General features: G+C 71.8%; 21 protein-coding genes. 10 read left to right on the top strand and 11 right to left on the bottom strand.

What is annotated here, in order from left to right:
• Positions 1-596: 596 nt before the first annotated feature.
• The 5 genes from K1T35_RS43770 to K1T35_RS43750 all read left to right on the top strand — a co-directional run bounded on the left by K1T35_RS43770 (position 597) and on the right by K1T35_RS43750 (position 4,563).
• On the top strand, positions 597-1,202 hold the full coding sequence (locus K1T35_RS43770) for an amino acid transporter (protein WP_220257528.1): 606 nt from the start codon (positions 597-599) through the stop codon (positions 1,200-1,202).
• Positions 1,203-1,240: 38 nt separating this feature from the next.
• Positions 1,241-1,960, top strand: coding sequence for a bifunctional 2-polyprenyl-6-hydroxyphenol methylase/3-demethylubiquinol 3-O-methyltransferase UbiG (locus tag K1T35_RS43765; RefSeq protein ID WP_255622771.1), 720 nt, complete (start codon positions 1,241-1,243; stop codon positions 1,958-1,960).
• Positions 1,961-2,038: 78 nt separating this feature from the next.
• Positions 2,039-2,620, top strand: a complete 582-nt coding sequence (locus K1T35_RS43760; protein ID WP_255621324.1) for a nucleotidyltransferase family protein — start codon at positions 2,039-2,041, stop codon at positions 2,618-2,620.
• A 59-nt stretch (positions 2,621-2,679) separates the two neighbouring features.
• Positions 2,680-3,576, top strand: coding sequence for an arginase family protein (locus tag K1T35_RS43755; RefSeq protein ID WP_220257526.1), 897 nt, complete (start codon positions 2,680-2,682; stop codon positions 3,574-3,576).
• A 132-nt stretch (positions 3,577-3,708) separates the two neighbouring features.
• On the top strand, positions 3,709-4,563 hold the full coding sequence (locus tag K1T35_RS43750) for an SDR family NAD(P)-dependent oxidoreductase (protein ID WP_220257525.1): 855 nt from the start codon (positions 3,709-3,711) through the stop codon (positions 4,561-4,563).
• Between the two features lie 25 nt (positions 4,564-4,588).
• Here the strand turns inward: K1T35_RS43750 and K1T35_RS43745 are convergent, their stop codons facing one another.
• From K1T35_RS43745 to K1T35_RS43715, 7 genes are all read right to left on the bottom strand, one after another.
• Positions 4,589-5,431 (bottom strand): hypothetical protein, encoded by an 843-nt coding sequence (locus K1T35_RS43745; RefSeq protein WP_220257524.1) that lies wholly within the window; start codon positions 5,429-5,431, stop codon positions 4,589-4,591.
• Positions 5,356-5,754: a hypothetical protein gene (locus K1T35_RS43740; RefSeq protein ID WP_220257523.1), complete on the bottom strand. Its 399-nt coding sequence runs from the start codon at positions 5,752-5,754 to the stop codon at positions 5,356-5,358. The genes K1T35_RS43745 and K1T35_RS43740 overlap by 76 nt, the downstream gene beginning before the upstream one ends.
• 192 nt (positions 5,755-5,946) lie before the next feature.
• A complete protein-coding gene (locus K1T35_RS43735; RefSeq protein ID WP_220257522.1) occupies positions 5,947-6,636 on the bottom strand; it encodes an alpha/beta hydrolase in 690 nt (229 codons plus the stop codon).
• 2 nt (positions 6,637-6,638) lie between these two features.
• A complete protein-coding gene (locus tag K1T35_RS43730) occupies positions 6,639-7,121 on the bottom strand; it encodes a DinB family protein (RefSeq protein WP_220257521.1) in 483 nt (160 codons plus the stop codon).
• Positions 7,122-7,133: 12 nt separating this feature from the next.
• Positions 7,134-7,910 carry an SRPBCC domain-containing protein gene (locus K1T35_RS43725; RefSeq protein ID WP_220263232.1) on the bottom strand — a complete coding sequence of 259 codons (777 nt, stop codon included), beginning with the start codon at positions 7,908-7,910 and terminating at the stop codon, positions 7,134-7,136.
• Between the two features lie 280 nt (positions 7,911-8,190).
• Positions 8,191-8,511 carry a branched-chain amino acid transporter permease gene (locus tag K1T35_RS43720; RefSeq protein ID WP_220257520.1) on the bottom strand — a complete coding sequence of 107 codons (321 nt, stop codon included), beginning with the start codon at positions 8,509-8,511 and terminating at the stop codon, positions 8,191-8,193.
• Positions 8,504-9,166 (bottom strand): AzlC family ABC transporter permease, encoded by a 663-nt coding sequence (locus tag K1T35_RS43715; RefSeq protein WP_220257519.1) that lies wholly within the window; start codon positions 9,164-9,166, stop codon positions 8,504-8,506. Before K1T35_RS43715 ends, K1T35_RS43720 begins: the two co-directional genes overlap by 8 nt.
• Before the next feature lie 62 nt (positions 9,167-9,228).
• Between K1T35_RS43715 and K1T35_RS43710 the strand changes: the two genes are divergently transcribed.
• A complete protein-coding gene (locus tag K1T35_RS43710; protein ID WP_220257518.1) occupies positions 9,229-9,684 on the top strand; it encodes an Lrp/AsnC family transcriptional regulator in 456 nt (151 codons plus the stop codon).
• A gap of 94 nt (positions 9,685-9,778) precedes the next feature.
• Positions 9,779-9,910 (top strand): hypothetical protein, encoded by a 132-nt coding sequence (locus K1T35_RS43705; protein ID WP_255621323.1) that lies wholly within the window; start codon positions 9,779-9,781, stop codon positions 9,908-9,910.
• Here the strand turns inward: K1T35_RS43705 and trpD are convergent.
• Together trpD and K1T35_RS43695 are read right to left on the bottom strand one after the other, a co-directional pair.
• A complete protein-coding gene (gene trpD, locus K1T35_RS43700; RefSeq protein ID WP_220257517.1) occupies positions 9,858-10,910 on the bottom strand; it encodes an anthranilate phosphoribosyltransferase in 1,053 nt (350 codons plus the stop codon). The genes K1T35_RS43705 and trpD overlap by 53 nt on opposite strands.
• 310 nt (positions 10,911-11,220) lie before the next feature.
• The gene (locus tag K1T35_RS43695) at positions 11,221-11,997 is read right to left on the bottom strand and encodes an SDR family NAD(P)-dependent oxidoreductase (protein WP_220257516.1); all 777 of its coding nucleotides are present in this window, start codon (positions 11,995-11,997) and stop codon (positions 11,221-11,223) included.
• A 44-nt stretch (positions 11,998-12,041) separates the two neighbouring features.
• Between K1T35_RS43695 and K1T35_RS43690 the strand changes: the two genes are divergently transcribed.
• Positions 12,042-12,515 (top strand): GNAT family N-acetyltransferase, encoded by a 474-nt coding sequence (locus tag K1T35_RS43690; RefSeq protein WP_220257515.1) that lies wholly within the window; start codon positions 12,042-12,044, stop codon positions 12,513-12,515.
• On the opposite strand, the gene K1T35_RS43685 is transcribed toward K1T35_RS43690, so the two are convergent.
• Both K1T35_RS43685 and K1T35_RS43680 read right to left on the bottom strand, forming a co-directional pair.
• Positions 12,512-13,087 (bottom strand): GDSL-type esterase/lipase family protein, encoded by a 576-nt coding sequence (locus K1T35_RS43685; protein ID WP_220257514.1) that lies wholly within the window; start codon positions 13,085-13,087, stop codon positions 12,512-12,514. The genes K1T35_RS43690 and K1T35_RS43685 overlap by 4 nt on opposite strands.
• Positions 13,084-14,226: an MFS transporter gene (locus K1T35_RS43680; protein ID WP_220257513.1), complete on the bottom strand. Its 1,143-nt coding sequence runs from the start codon at positions 14,224-14,226 to the stop codon at positions 13,084-13,086. The genes K1T35_RS43685 and K1T35_RS43680 overlap by 4 nt, the downstream gene beginning before the upstream one ends.
• A 59-nt stretch (positions 14,227-14,285) precedes the next feature.
• On the opposite strand from K1T35_RS43680, the gene K1T35_RS43675 reads away from it, so the two are divergent.
• Both K1T35_RS43675 and K1T35_RS43670 read left to right on the top strand, forming a co-directional pair.
• Positions 14,286-14,855, top strand: a complete 570-nt coding sequence (locus tag K1T35_RS43675; RefSeq protein WP_220257512.1) for a hypothetical protein — start codon at positions 14,286-14,288, stop codon at positions 14,853-14,855.
• 87 nt (positions 14,856-14,942) lie between these two features.
• Positions 14,943-15,821 carry an alpha/beta fold hydrolase gene (locus K1T35_RS43670; RefSeq protein ID WP_220257511.1) on the top strand — a complete coding sequence of 293 codons (879 nt, stop codon included), beginning with the start codon at positions 14,943-14,945 and terminating at the stop codon, positions 15,819-15,821.
• The last annotated feature ends 13 nt before the right edge of the window (positions 15,822-15,834 follow it).

Raw genomic sequence — 15,834 nt, 5'->3', positions numbered from 1 at the left:
CTGACGCTCACGGCGAACAACGGGTCGTAGGACCCGCCTGACCACGGCGCGGCCTCTGTGTAGGTCAAGCGTGGCGGCGCCTCCCTTGACTTCCAAACTGGCCACCACTGCGCCGTTCGCGGCAAATGTGCGGCAAAGCGGGTGCGTTGGCGGGCCTGCCATGACCTGTTCGCGCAGGTGAGGACGGATGCGGACGTCAGGTCGGGGCTCCACTGTAAATCCGTCGGCTTAGCCTACGAAGGTTCGAATCCTTCACCTGCCACACCCGGGTAGATGGCCCCCGACATGCGGAAACGCGGGTCGGGGGCCGTTCTCGTGTGTCCGGTGGTGTCCGGCTCGCAGCGGCTGAGGCGGCGTGTCCGTTGGCCACCCGCGTGCCATATCCACGGGTGCCGTTTGTCCAGCTGGACTGAACACCGCCACAGCCCAGCGCGGCCGCGGATCATCCATCCGCGACAGCGGGACCCGCGCCAGGGTTGATATTCGTCGCAGCACCGAACACGTCCGAGGACAGCTGGTCGAGTTACGAGCGCCACGCCACGTGCAGCTGTCAGCCCCCAACGCCGATGATTCCCGAGTCGGGCAGTCTGATTCCGATGGGCGCGGATCTGAGCCGGTGGGAGCCGGCGAGTGTCGAGGAGGTCGCTGCGGCATTCGCGCGGCATCCCGGGCCGTGGTGGGTGGCGGGCGGGGTGGCGATCGAGCTGGCGGTGGGCCGTCCGATTCGTGATCACGCGGATATCGACATCGGCGTGCTACGCACCGACCACGTTGCCGCCCATGCCGTTCTTCTCGGTTGGGAGCTGTGGGCCGCCGACCCGCCGGGGACCTTGCGGCCATGGGTGTGCGGCGAAGTCCTCCCGCGGGAGGTGCACGACGTGTGGTGCCGCCCCAACGCTGCCGCACTGTGGCGGATCCAGCTCATGATCGACGAATCCGACGGGATGGACTGGGTCTCCCGGCGCGATCCAGGCGTCCGCCTGCCGCTTGGCCTCGCTGTCCGCCACACAGCGGTTGGTATCCCGTATCTCGCGCCTCAGGTGCAGCTGTACTACAAGGCCGGGTCGCCTCGCCCGAAGGACCTCATCGACTTCGACACCGCGCTCCCCGTCCTCGGCCTGCCCGAGCGGAACTGGCTCCGGGCCGCGATCGAGCGGCAGGATCCTGGCCATGGGTGGCTGGAGCGGCTGCGGCAGCGCTGAGCGACTGAGGAACTGGGCATCGGCGATGCCGCGTGAACATGATCGCTCTCTCCCTGACGCGACCGAATACGATCGACACGATGATCGGTAACGCAGCCTCTGCCTGGGACGCCGAGCACACCCACGGTCGATACCGCGACGAACCACCGGTCGACTTCGTCGACGACATCCTCGCCACCGCCACGAGCGAACGGCTAGCCAGCGGCGTTTACATCGGCTGCGGCAACGGGCGCAACCTGCTGCCAATGCTCGATGCAGGCCTGGACCTCACCGGCCTGGACGTCTCCACCGAGGCGATCAGCCAGCTCCGCCGGCGACGACCCGACCGAGCCGACAAGCTGATCGTCGGCGACCTCGCTGCGCTTCCGGCCCGAGCCCGTTACGAGCTGGTCATCGGTATCCAGGTTTTCCAGCATGGCGCCCGCCGTCTGGCGCATCAGCACCTGCTGGCCGCCGCGGAGCGCGTCGTTGCCGGCGGCCTGCTTTGCGTGCGGGTCAACGCCACCGACACCGATATCGAGTACGACCACGATCGGATCGAGGAGGCCGTCGACGGCGGCTACACCATCCGCTACGAAGCCGGGCCCAAGGCGGGACTGGACATCCACTTCTTCACCGCTGCCGAGCTCAGCGCCCTGGTTGCAGGCCGGTTCACCGAACTGCTCGCCCCGCGACTGCACACCACGCATCGGACCCCACCCAGCCGAGGCCACTGGTCGCAGTGGGAGGCGATCTGGAAGCGGCGACCAGGACCGTGAGGGCCGGTCGGAGCCGAAGCGGCGCCAGAGCGGGCGCGCCGGCGTTGCCTGTCGGTCCTCCGGTCAAGACTGCTGGCCGTGCACCAGCGTGCGTACTTCCTCGATCTCGTCCAGCAAAACCCGATCAACGTGGCGATCCTCGGCCGCGGGCCGATGCTCGGTGTCCCGGACTGGTGGCTGACCGCCGGGGCGGTGTTCCAGACCGTGTGGAACGTGCTGGACGGGCGCAACCCAGGCGCCGGGATCGCGGACTACGACCTGTTCTACTACGACGCATCGGACCTCACCTATGAGGCCGAGGACGCGGTGATCAACCACGCCGAGAGCCTGTTCGCTGACTTGGGCGTCACGGTGGAGGTCCGCAACGAGGCGCGCGTGCACCTCTGGTACGAGTCGCGCTTCGGCGTCCCGGGTGTGCGATTCTCCAGCTCCCAAGATGCGATCGACCACTTCGCCTCGACGACATGCTGCTTCGGCGTCTCCCGGTTGATGAACGGGGAGCTGGTCGACTATGCGCCTCACGGCTACGCAGACCTGTTCGCGAAGCGGGTGCGCCCGAATCCGCGGCTGGCGCCCCGTGAGGTCTACGAGACGAAGGCCCGGCGATGGCAGCAGGAATGGCCGAGCCTGGTCGTGGATCCATGGCCCGCCTCGGTTTGAGCGGCACGGGCAGCCAGAGCGGCGCCGTCCTTGTCGGAGGGCTGTGTGAACCTGGCGGCATGACTGCTCGGTGGGGGCTGCTCGGTGCGCCGTCGAGCGCTGGGGCACACACGCCGGGGTTGGAGAAGGCGCCGGCGGCGATCCGCGATGCGGGCGTGATCGACCTGCTGCCCGGTGGTGCGGAGGACCATGGCGATGTGTCGGCGTTTCGATGGCGACCAGACCTCGAACGGCCCAACGCGAAGAACGTCGCCGCGGTGTCGCGCGTCGCTACCGATACCGCGGCCGGCGTGGTCCGGATCTTGTCCAGCGGACAGCGCCCACTGGTGGTGGGAGGTGATTGTTCGATCACCATCGGGGTGGTCGCAGGCTTCGTCCAGCACGGCATTCGACCCGCCCTGCTCTACGTCGACGGCGGTCCCGACCTGTACACGCCGGGCACCAGGCCGAACGGCAATCTCGACGCGATGGTCCTGGCTCACCTGCTGGCGATACCAGGTCACGTCTCGGAGGTCGCAGGCGTGGGCAAGACCGTGCCGTTGCTGGCGGCACGCGATGTCGTCGCCTACGGGCACACCCTGCCCGAGGGCGACATCGAGCTGCGTCTGCTCGGCGAGCTCGGCGTGACGCATCTGCACGCCGATGAGGTCCATGCCGACCCTGTGCGTGCGGCGGGGCGCGCCCTGCGTGCGATAGCGGGGGCGCCATTCGTGATCCACTGCGATGCGGACGTCTTGTCCTTCGCGGACACGCCGCTGGCCGATGTCCCCGACTCGGGCGGCGACCCGATCGGGTTGCGGCTGGACGAGTTGGCCGCAAGCCTGGCCGTCTTCGCGTCCAGCCCTCGATTCGCCGGGCTCGTGCTCACCGAGATCAACCCGGACCACGCGCCCGATCCGGACGTATTGCCGCACTTCCTCGCCACGCTCGCCACGGCCCTCGTCGACGCGAGATAGGAACGCGCGGATCTTCTGCGACGCCAGCCACACTTGATCTCTGCTGATGGCCGAGCTCCATGCGGTCGGCTCGGTTGACGCTGTCAACCTAAACCGTCTAGGTTGACGTTGTCAACCAGGCTGGAGGGGAGCATGCCGAAAGCGATCGTGACGGGGGCGACGTCCGGCATCGGCGAGGTCATCGCCTGCCGATTGGCGGCCGCGGGTATGACCGTGGTCCTCGTCGGGCGGGACGCCGGCCGTCTCGACCGGGCGCGGGGCCGGATCGACGCAGAGGTCCCCGGCGCGGACCTGCCCACCGAGAAGGCCGACCTGTCCCTGCTCGCCGAGGTGCGGGACCTGGCCGCGCGGCTGACCGCGCAGCCGCCGCCTGACGTCGTGGTGAGCAACGCAGCGGTGGTTGCGCCGGTCGACGAGCGCACGCCGGAGGGGCTGCAGCGCACGTTGGTCACCAATCACCTGGCGCCCTACCTGCTGTTGCGCTCGCTCGCCGAGGCGCAGGACCGGAAACCGGCCCGGTATGTCATCGTCGGCGGGGACCCGCGAGGGCTGGCCCGCGTCCCGGTGAACCTGGACGATCTGGCCGACGGCGGCGGCGGGCCGCTGCGGGACTTCATGACCTACGCCCGCACCAAGAACATGAACGCGATGTTCGGATACGCACTGGCGCGGCGCCTGCGCGGCACCGGCATCACCGTCAACGGCGCCCACCCCGGGATCATCAGGGGCACTGGTCTCGGCCGGCAGGCGAGCCGGCCGGTCCGGCTGCTCGGTGCGGCGTTCAGCCCGTTCTCGGCCGGGCCGGACGCCGGCGCCGACACTCCCGCGTGGCTGGCCACCGCGCCCGACGTGGAGGGCGTGACCGGCCGGTATTACGTGCGACGTCGGGCGGTGGGCACCGCACCGCACACGACCGACGAGGCCCGCTGCGAGCGGCTGTGGAACCTCAGCGCGGATCTGGTCGGGTTGAGATCCGCGCACGGGTGATTTTCACCGGGCTTCCCGTCGTGCCTCAACGGCGCAGAGCGGGGATCTCGCGCAGCCCCGGGTCGTTGCCGCGCAGCAGCCACGGCTGGGGCTCCTCGGGTGGCTTGTCCCGGTCGGCCTGCAGTACGCCGACCGTGAGCACGGGCAGCTGGGGCGCACCGACCGCGACCACATCGGCCGGGTTGCCCCAGATCCAGATCGTGCCGGTGTCCGCGATGTTGGCGATCACGTCGAGGTTCGGCAGTGGGAACTGGATGAGGACCGTGCGGCCCGGCAGCTGGACCAGGCCCGCGACGACGTTGGTGGGCTCCCACGGGAACAGCGTGATCGGCAGCGACGTCCACCCGGTCGCCGCGTCCGCGGCGGCGGTCGCCTGGGAGTAGTAGCGGCTGAGCTGCACCGCGGCCGGAGTCGTCAGGGCGGCGAGCGTGAGCAGCACGCCGCCGACGACCAGCGCGAGGGGCGACAGCGGCCACAGGCCGAGCAGCATCACGACCGCGCCGACCGCGCCTGTGGCCACCGCGTACAGCCAGCCGTGTGCGCCTCGGCGGAGGCGCCGGAACCCGCGGGCGTGCGGTGGGTGGCCGGGCAGGCCCGGCTCACGTTCCTTCGGCCGCGCTTCGCGGGCGTCGACCTTCATCGGGAAGATCTGGCACAGGCCGGCGACCCGGATCAGAGCGCGGCCCTTCTCGTCCGGGCCGACGAGGAACAGCTCCTGATGGTGCAGGAGCAGGCTCGGGACGTCGGGCAGCGTTCCGCGCAGCATCAGCGACCGATCCTCGTCGAACACGATCACCCGGTCGAAGGCCGCGATCTCGCCCGCAGCCGCGACCGTGGCCGGGCGGCGGCGCCACGGCTGAGCGAGCAACCGTTCCTGCGCCGCGCGGTCAGCAGGGTGGACGCCCCGATCGCACCGAGCAGCCCGAGCACAACGACGGCGCCGACGTTTCCCACCGTCGTGGGCAGCGCCACCGCGAGGACGGCGGCGAGCGCCAACAGCACCGCGAGAGCACCGGTCACGCGGCCCATCGAGCGATCCTCGGCGAGGATCAGAGCGGTCGACCAGTCCCGCGATGCCGGGCCGTCGGTGCTCGGCTCGAGGTACAGACATGGCACTGCGGTCTGCTCCTCGCGCTGGTTCCGACGCCCGGTGATCGCAGTATCGGGGCGTCCCGCCGTCGCCACAACCATGCGGCCGGACTCCGTGAACCTGGCGCGGCTCGGCTGAGCGGCGTCGGGGCGGCGATCAAGGCGCTGTCCCCGGATTGCCCGACGAAGCAATGTGGACCGATGATCCGATACCTCCCCGGACGTCGCCCCTGCCGCGCTGTTCGGGTCTTCATGGTCGCGGCGACCGCAATGGACACCCGAAACGATGATCCGCTACAGCGCGTCCGACATCCGCGCGATCGCGGCCGCGACCACCGCGGGGTCCGTGACCCCGCTGAGGTGGTGTCCGTCCACGCGGGCCACCGGCCATCCCGCCCGGCCGGCCTCCACGGCTGCGTCCTCGTACGCCGCCGAGAGCTGTACGTAGCCGCACCGCAAGTCCTGCCAGGCGTCCGAGCCCGGGGCGATCTCCTCCAGGTACCGGAGTGGCACGCGCGGCACGTCCGCGCAGAACTCGACGCGCGCCCGCTCGGCGGGCACGAGCTCGGCCATGGCCTCCGGCGGGAACCACTCGTGCCACCTCGGCAGTAGCCCGTCGGGGCCGACCCTGCCCGTCAGCTGCCCGGCCAACTCTGCGGGCACGGTGTCGACCCATCTCCGGCCGGGGTGCGGAAGCGTGGCGTCGACGAAGATCACGTTCTCGATCTGCGCAGGCGCCAGGTCGACCACCGCGGGTACCAGGGGACCTGCGCCGCTGTGCACGACGAGGATCGCGGGCCCGGGCACGGCGTCCGCCACGGCGCCGGCCAGGGCGGAGTGGAGCGGCGACGGGTTCGTCAGGGCGTCGACCAGCGACGGCACCGCGACGCTCCGCCCGCCGCGCCGCAGCTCCTCGCCGACGGCGCTCCAGCTGCCGGGGCCGACGAATGGGCTGTGGACGAGGACGATCGTGACTGCACCCATGCCTACCGTCCCGGCAATCGGGCCAGGAGCTGCCTCGTGTGGCCGGGCAGCTCGGCGTCGGCGAGCCCCATGACGAGATCCCTCAACGGCATGGGCTTCTCGACCAGCACCTTGTCGTTGGACACGAGCACGGTGGGAAGGGGTGTGTCGAGCTCGGCCTGGCTCAGCGAAGGCGCGAGCGCGCAGAGGGTCTCTCCCTGCACGCGGATACGCTCCCGGAGACCGGCGCTGCCACCGGCCCGTGCGATGACGCGGCCGATGGTCCAGGCGTCCTGCGCGATGCGGTTGTCGTACGTCGCGTTCTCTCCCGAGGCGACGCGGGAGGCGGCGGTGATCGTGGTGGCGGTGACGATGGCGACGTGCGCCAGGATCTGCTCGGCGTTCCACCCGCCGGACGGCGGGGTGTTCGGGTCGCCGGACTCGGCCACCGTGGCGGCGGCCTCCAGCAGTGTGCGGTAGGCGTCTCGGAGCGGGGTGGTGTCCATCGGTACTCCCTGTCAGGTGTGGGCGGGAGACATCTCCCATGGCGCTTGCGGAAGGACGTCGCCGGTCTCGAGCAGCGACTTCAGGTTCGCCAGCACGGCGGGCCAGCCGGACGAGATCCCGTTCAGCATCGCGAGGTTCGGGAGGTTCTCGTGGGTCACGGTGAGGCGGACGATGTCCTGGTGCGGTTCGACGAGGAAGGTGACGACCGAGGCCTCGCGGTCCTCGTCGGGCGAGTCCTCGAAGGTGATCACCAGACGCGTCGGGGGCTCGCTCTCGAGCACCTTGCCGACGACGTCGACCGCGCCTGACCCGTCGACGCGCCGGTGTTCCCATGACGAGCCCGGCTGCCAGTCGGAGACGTTGGCGTGGCCCCAGTAGCGCGCCGTGAGGTCGGCGTCTGTCAACGCCTGCCACACCTGCTTCGCAGTGGCGCGGATGTAGGTCACGTAGACGTAGGTCGGGACGGATTCCTCGGCCATGGCGTACTCCTCTGCTTCGATCTTGATGGCGCTGATCGCTCGCAAGCGGGCCTTGTCGAATCCCGAGATCCAGCGCTCCTCGATCTCGTGGATCGGTACGGGGTTGAGGTAGTGCAGCCGCTCCCGCCCCCGTCGTACGACGGTGACGAGGTTGGCCCGCACGAGGAGGTCGATGTGCTGCGTGGCCGACTGGCGCGCCATGTTCAGGCGCTCGCACAGCTCCCGCAGTGTCTGACCGTTCTGCTCCCTCAAGCGGTCCAGTAGCAGCCGCCTGGTGTGGTCGGCCAGCGCCTTGAAGACCTGGTCCATCTCTGCGGGCCCGTCGCTCACACGAGGATTATGCAGGTATTTACCTGCCTATTGTCAAGCGGCCGATGGGCGGCGTGAGCTGAAGGGAGATGCGTGAGCGGACGTTGGGTGCGTGGCTACGGGGTGGGAGTGCCTTCGTCGTCGCCGCGGTACCGCTGGATCGTGCGAGTGTGCAAGCCCGCGCTGCTGTCCGCCCAAGCCCGAGCCGACCGCGTGGCCCGCGCCCCCGCGCACGCGGGATCGGCCGTTCCGCCGCGGCCTGTGGCGCGTGGACAGCGTGTCAGCCGGTGAACACGAGGCTGGCGAGGACCACGTGGACGGCGGTGCCGCCGGCGATGCTGAGCACGACGTTGCGCCGCCAGACGTGCAGCGCCACCGTGGCGGCGAGCGCGATCCCGACGGCGGCGCCGTAGGGCGGCACGTCCCGCAGGGTGTGGATCACCAGGATCGCCATCACCCCGGCGGGCATGCTCGCGGCGAGATAGGGCACCACCTTGCTGGCGCGCAGCGGCGCGAGCAGGGCGAAGGGCAACGCGCGCAGCGTCCACGTCACGGCGGCGGCGATGGCCACGACCGAGGTCAGATAGGCGGCGTCAGGCACCGCGGGCCGCGTACCTGGCGAGCAGGAACAGGGTGAACATCGCCATCGCCGCCACGAGCATCTGTTCGCCGAACACGGCATGACCGACCAGCGCGCAGGCGATCGCGACGACGACCGCGGGGACGTCGCGGCGGGCGCGGAAGGCGTCGATCCCGAGCACGAGGAAGAGCGCGGTGACGGCGAAGTCGAGGCCCTTCACCTCGGGCGGGATCAGGGTTCCGCCGAGCGCTCCGAGCGTCACGCTGCCGGCCCAGAAGGCGTGCACGAAGGCCTGTAGTCCGAGGATCCGCGCCCTGCTCCAGTGCTGCGCATCCGGGCGGGCGGTCAGGGCGTATGCCTCGTCGGTGAGAGCGAACGTGCTGTAGGCCTTGGCCGCGACGCCCGGTACGCGGTGCAGCGGGAAGGACATCGCGTAGAAGACGTGCCGGAAGTTGACCAGGAACGCGGCGGCCGCGACCTGGCCGAGCGGCGCGACCGCCGTGACCAGGCCCAGCAGGAGGAACTCCAGCGAGCCCGCGAAGATCACCGAGGCGAAGATCGTGGCCCACCACCACGGCAGGCCGGACCGCGCGACCAGTACCCCGAACGCGAGCCCCATCGCGGCGACCGCGAATCCGACCGGGAGAAGCTCGTTCAGCACCCGTCGGGCCGTCATGCTGAAACGATATGTCGATCCGTGCGCAAGGTGGTTTCCATTTATGGCGCTATTCTGAGTGAGTGCGCAAGCCTTATCGCCTTGACACCATCGATCGTGAAATATTGTTCCAACTCGAGCACGACGGCCGGTTGAGCAACGTCGAGCTGGCGCGCCGGGTCGGGTTGACGCCGCCGCCGTGCCTGCGACGGGTGAAGCGGCTGGAGGAGGCCGGCGTCATCTCCGGGTACCGGGCCACGATCGACCCGGTGGCCACGGGCCGCAGCTTCGAGGTGATCGTCTCGGTGGAGATCAACGTCACCGACCTCGGCACGCTGCGGGACTTCGAGGCCACCGTGGCGGGGTTCGAGGAGGTGGTCGAGTTCCGCCGGATGTTCGGCAGGCCCGACTACTTCCTGCGGGTCCTCGTCGCCGACCACGCGGCGTACGAGCAGCACCACATGAGGCTGCTCGGGCTGCCCGCGGTGTCGCGGGTCGTGTCGCACCAGACGATGAAGCGGATCAAAACCCGCGACTGAGGGAGCTCGCTCGGCGAGGCTGACGGGATGATCTCGTACGCATGGCGCGACCCCATTGCACCAGCGTCGCGGTATCGGGACGGCGGTCGTCCGCATGGCGGTGGCGCACGCGCGTGCCGCGGGCTGCGAGTGGTTGCACGTCGATTTCGAGCCCCGGCTGCGGGACTTCTACTTCACCGCGTGCGGCTTTCGACCGACGGACGCGGGGCTGATCCATCTGCGTTGACCCACGCGTCGAGGGTGCGGGCGGCGGCGCCCGAGTCGATGGACTCGGCGGCTTCGGCGAGCGCTTCGGGGAAGGCGTCGAGCGTTGCGGCGTCGTGGGCGACGATCGCGGCCGCCGCGTTGAGCAGCACGGCGTCGCGGACCGGCCCGGGTCGCCCGCCGAGGACGGTGCGGACGACCGCAGCGTTGTGCACGCGGTCGCCGCCGTGCAGGGCGCCTTCCGGGGCGCGCGGGATGCCGAGCGTTGCGGGGTCGATCCGAACCCGCTCGACCCCGTCGCCGTTCGCGATCCACATCGTGGACGTGGTCGTCGTCGTGAGCTCGTCGAGGCCGTCGTCGCCGCGGACGACGAGAGCCGTGGCGCCCCGGTCGGCGAACACCTGCGCGAGCAGCGGCGCCTTCGCCGCGTCGGCACACCCGATCAGCGACGCGGGCGGGCGCGCCGGATTGATCAGCGGTCCGAGCAGGTTGAACACGGTGGGAACCCCGATCTGGCGGCGCGGTACGGACGTGTGGCGCAGGCCCGGCTGGAAGACCGGCGCGAAGCAGAAGCCGATCCCGGCGGTCGCGACGCTCCGGGCGACCCCGTCCGCGGGCTGATCGATCCGCACCCCGAGCTCCTCCAGGACGTCGGCGGTGCCGCAGGCCGACGACGCGCTGCGCGCCCCGTGCTTGACCACCCGCCGCCCCGTGCCGGCCACCACCAGCGCGGCCATCGTCGAGACGTTCACGGTGTCGGCGCCGTCGCCGCCGGTCCCGACGACGTCCACGGCTCGGCCCTCGATCGGCACCGGCGTGCCGTGGCGCATCAACGAGGCGACGAGGCCTGCGATCTCGTCCGCGGTCTCGCCCTTGGCCCGCAGCAGCACGGCGAAGGCCGCGATCTGCGCCGGCGTCGCGGCGTCGGAGACGATCTCGTCCATCACCTGCTCGGTGAGCGCCGCGGGCAGGTCCTCGCCGCGGAGCAGGGCGGAGAGCACGGTCGGGAAGAGGCGGGGCATCGGAAGTCCTTCCGGATCATGGCCGCCTCGCGCGATCGGGAAGGTGGGGCGTGCTCGGCGGCCGTTCATGGGCGGCCGAGCACGGTGCAGCGGTCACGGTCGCCGGAGAGGCGACCACCACCAGCACTGCACGCACGACATGCGCACATCAGAGCACTCGGTGCGCCCGCCGGGCAACGAGGATCCAGCCCGTGATCCACGCGATGTCCGAGGGACGCCGGCGCAGTTCTCGGAACGATCAACCAGGCGTGATCGGTGCGAGTCGCGCGTCCTCGCCCTCACCGGGGCACTGATGTGCGCCTCGGAACGATCAGAGGGCGTGGCCACCCGCGACCTGCAGCACCTGCCCCGTGATCCAACGCGCCTGGTGCGACGCGAGGAACACCGCGGCGTCGGCGATGTCCGCGGGCTCCCCGACCCGGCGCAGCGGCACCATCGGCTCGACCTGGGCGACCAGGTCCGAGCTCATCCACCCGGTCTGCACCGGCCCCGGCGCCACCGCGTTCACGCGGATCCCGCGGGGGCCGAGGTCGAGCGCGCTCGCCCGCGTCAGCGCTTCGAGGGCCGCCTTCGACGTGCCGTAGCCGATCTGGCCGGGGAAGGCGCGGGCGGCGTCGGTCGTGATGTTCACGATGCACGGGGGTCCGTCCGGCGTGGCCCGGCGCGCCAGCTCGCTGGTGAGGAGCGCCGGGGCGATGGCGTTGACGCGGTAGTTGCGTTCGAGGCCGTCGGCGGTGAGGTCGTCGATCCCGTCCGGGTTCTCGCAGTGCGCCGCGTTGTTCACGAGCACGGCGACCGGGCCGAGCGCCTTCTCGACGTCGTCCAGCAGCCGGTGGGCGGCGTCGGGCGCGCTCAGGTCGGCTGCGACGGCGGCGCCGCCCAGCTCGTCGGCGAGCGCCTCGGCCGCGCGGGTCGGCGGGGTGATGTGCTCCCACTGCGTGCCGGACGGCGCCGCGGGCTCCGCGGCGAGGTGGTGCACGGCGACGCGCGCACCCTGGCGCGCGAACGCCCGGCACACCGCCGCGCCGATCCCGCCGCTGCCGCCGGTCACGAGCACCACCCGGTTCGTCAGGCCGCAGTCGATCATGCCCGAATTGTCCGAGAGACAGGGGACTCGATCAAACTGGTTCCATGGAGGATTTCGCGACGCTCGACGGCGCCTTCACGCTCCGGCAGGCGGTGCCCGCCGACCTGCCCGCAGTCGTGGCGCTGCTCGCCGCCGACCAGCTGGGCGTCCACCGCGAGGCGGCGGACGATCTGGCGCCGTACCGGGTGGCGTTCGACGCGATCACGGCCGATCCGGCGCACCTGCTCCTCGTCGCCGACGACACCACCCGCGTGGTCGGCACGATGCAGCTCAGCTTCATCCCCGGCCTCGCGCGGCGGGGAGCGATGCGGGCGCAGATCGAGGCGGTCCGGGTGCACGAGGACGTCCGCAGCCGCGGGTTGGGCGCATGGATGATCGGCTGGGCGATCGACGAGGCGCGGCGCCGCGGCTGCGCGCTCGTCCAGCTCACCACCGACAAGCGCCGCACCGACGCCCACCGGTTCTACGAGCGCCTCGGGTTCGTGGCGTCCCACGAGGGCATGAAGCTCGCGCTCTAGCGGAGCCAGTCTTCCCATGCGGGCAGCACGAGCTCGGCGAGCAGGGCGTAGCCCTCCGCGCCGGGGTGGGCGCCGTCGCCGAGGGTGACCGCGCGCATCCAGTCGCGCTCGACCGCGAGCGCGCCGAACACGCTCACGTACGGGAACACGGCCTCGTCGAAGAGAGCGTCGAGCTCCTCGATCCGGTCGTTCTGCTCGGCGTCGGCCACCGGCGCCGGACCGATCACGAGCAGCGGGACGCCCTGTGCCGCCATGTCGTCGGCGATGCCGCGCAGATTGGCCACGCTCCGTTCGGGCGCGACGCGGACGGCGCCGTCGACCTCGGTGGTGTCGTTCACCCCGAACGAGACGACGAGGCGGTTGTCGCAGCCCACGACCCAGCGCACCCCCGTCTCCGCAGGCAGGCGCTTCCGGACGTCCTCGGTCGTGTCGCGGCGGACCCCCAGGTTGTAGGCCGTGACGGGCCATCCCGCAACGACCCGGCCGACCCATCCCCTGTGCTCGGGATCGCCGACACCCGCGACGTACGAGTCGCCGATGAAGCAGACCCGCCGGTCCGCGCTGATCGTCATCCGGGGAGTCTCGCAGCGACCCGCAGCGACGGTGCGAGGAGGAGCACCACGAGCGCCGCCGCCCCGGCCACGGCGACCGCACCGGCGAGGCCGATCGCGGACGCGAGGGCGCCGACGAGGACCGGCCCGACGAGGAAGCCCAGGTAGCCGCAGGTCGCCACCGCTGCGATCGCCCGCCCCGGCGCCTGCGGCTCCTTCTGCGCGGCCACGCTCCACGCCACCGGCACGATCGCCGCGACACCCAGGCCGACCACCGCGAACCCGGCGACGCCCACCGCAGGCACCGGGGCGACGACCACGACCGCGAAGCCCACGACCGTGACCGCGGCCGCCACCCGCGTGACCGGTACGGCACCCGCGCGGGAGACGAGCCGGTCCGCCACCAGCCGGATGCCGATCATCGCGATGGAGAACGCGAAGTAGCCCAGCGACGCGACGGACTCCGACGCGCCCGAGCCGCTGGTCAGGAGCACCGCGCTCCAGTCGTTGACCGTTCCCTCCGCGAGGAACCCGCAGAACGCGATCACGCCGAGCGGCACGAGGGCGCGGCTCGGGAGCGAGAAGGCGGGTCCGTCCGAGCCGGGGTCGGTGCCGGGGAGGAACGCGGCCGTCGCGGCGAGCGCCGCGCCGACCAGGACGGCGGCCGCGATCGGGAAGTGCACGCCGATCGGCACGTCGGCGGCCGCCAGTGCGGCGGCGACGCCGGAGCCTGCGAGGCCGCCGATGTTCCAGAACGCGTGGAACCCGGCGAAGATCGGGCGCCCGTACGCGTCCTCGACACGGGCGGCGTGGGCGTTCATGGCGACGTCGAGCAGGCTGTTGCCGGCGCCGAGCACGGCGAGGGCGGCGACGAAGAGCGCAAGGTCCGGGGCTGCCGCGACGGCGGGTAGCCCGGCGCACAGGACCGTGGCGCCGACGATGCTGGTCCGTTTGCTGCCGATCAGCGTGACGAGCGCGCCCGCACCGACGAGCGCGAGCACCGACCCCGCGGCCAGCCCGAACAGGCCGATGGCCAGCTCACCCTCGGTGAGGCCGAGCCGCTCCTGTGCGGCCGGGACGCGGGCCGCCCACGTGGCGAAGGCCGCCCCGCACACGAGGAAGACGACCGAGACAGCGGTCCGTGCGCGCCGGGGAGCCACTCGCCCGACGGTAGGTGATCTCCCTGTCCAGGGCGCCGCGGCTGTGTCACCCTCGGCTCATGGCAGCCGTCGAGACCGAGCGCGCCACACCCGGCGCACCCGTTGCCACGCTGCTGCCGGGACGCGGATACGGCCCGCAGGCGCCGCTGCTCTACTACGCGCGCCTGCTGTTGCGCGGCCGCGGGTGGGCGGTCCGGACGGTCGACTGGGACAAGGTGCCCGGGCTCGACCCCGCCGACCAAGTCGCGGTCGCCGCGTTCGCGGGGGAGGTGCTCGCCACCGCCGACCCGGCGCGGGACCTCGTCGTCGGCAAGTCGCTCGGCTCGCTCGCACTGCCGGCCGCCGCCGCGCGCGGTGTGCCGGGTATCTGGCTCACCCCGCTGCTGGGGATCGAGGACGTGCGCAGGGCCGCTGCGCGCGCGGCGGCGTCCACGCTGCTGATCGGGGGCACCGCCGACCCGTACTGGGACGGCGCCGCGGCCGCAGCCACCGGCGCGGTCGTCTTCGAGGTGCCGGGAGCCGATCACTCCCTTGAGCGCCCCGGCGACCTGAACGGCACCCTGGAAGTGCTCTCCGCCGTCCTGTCGCGGATCGACGCCCACCTGACGGCCATGGCCACCCGCGCCTGACAACGGCGGGCGCGGGAGAGCGTCACCAGAAGCGGGTGCGTCGCGCCTAGGTCGCCCGATCCGGCGTCGCGCGGCAGGATCGGCCGGGTGCCGTGGGATGGGTTCGAGGACGGGCGGGTCACCGTCGGCGAAGCCGAGTACGCCGTCACCGTGGGCGGCCACGGGCCGCCGCTCCTGCTGCTGCACGGATTCCCGCAGACGCACGCGTGCTGGTCCGGCGTCGCGCCCGCGCTGGCCCGGAAGCACACCGTCGTGGCCCCCGACCTGCGCGGATACGGCGCGTCCCGCGCGCCGGCGGGTGGGCCGCGGGGCGAGGGCTACACCAAGCGCGAGATGGCGGGGGAGCTCGTCGAGCTGATGGCGCGGCTGGGCCACGAGCGGTTCGCCGTGGTGGGGCACGACCGCGGCGCGCGCGTCGCCTACCGGATGGGCCTCGACCATCCGCGGGTCGACCGGATGGCGGTGCTGAACGTCGTTCCGACGTTCGACCAGTTCGCGCGGATGGGCGGCGGGCCGTCGCTGGGGTACTGGCCGTGGTTCCTGCTGGCGCAGCCCGCGCCGTTCCCCGAGCGGCTGCTCGGTGCCGACCCGGCCGCGCTGCTGGACCACGTGTTCGACACCTGGACGAGCCGCCCCGGCGCGATCGACCCACAGCAGCGGGCCGAGTACCTCGCCGCGGCCACCCCGGACACGATCGCGGCGATGTGCGGCGACTACCGCGCCAGCTTCCACCTCGACCGCGCGCACGACGCCGCCGACCGCGAGGCGGGACGCCGGATCACCGCGCCGCTCCTCGTCGTCACCGGCGCGGACGAGACCCAGCTGGCGGACGCCCCCGACGTCTGGGCCGCGTGGGCCGACGACGTCACGGCGGCTCGTGTGCCGGGCGGCCACTTCGTCCCCGAGGAGGCGCCGGAGGAGCTGGTGGCCGTGCTCGCGCCGTTCTTCGATGGGGAAGGTTCCTGAACGTCCTGGCGCT

The sequence above is a fragment of the Pseudonocardia sp. DSM 110487 genome (assembly GCF_019468565.1).
In the GTDB taxonomy this organism is placed as follows: Bacteria; Actinomycetota; Actinomycetes; order Mycobacteriales; family Pseudonocardiaceae; genus Pseudonocardia.
Note: the sequence above shows the minus strand (reverse complement) of the source record. Positions and strands in the feature narration are given on the sequence as shown.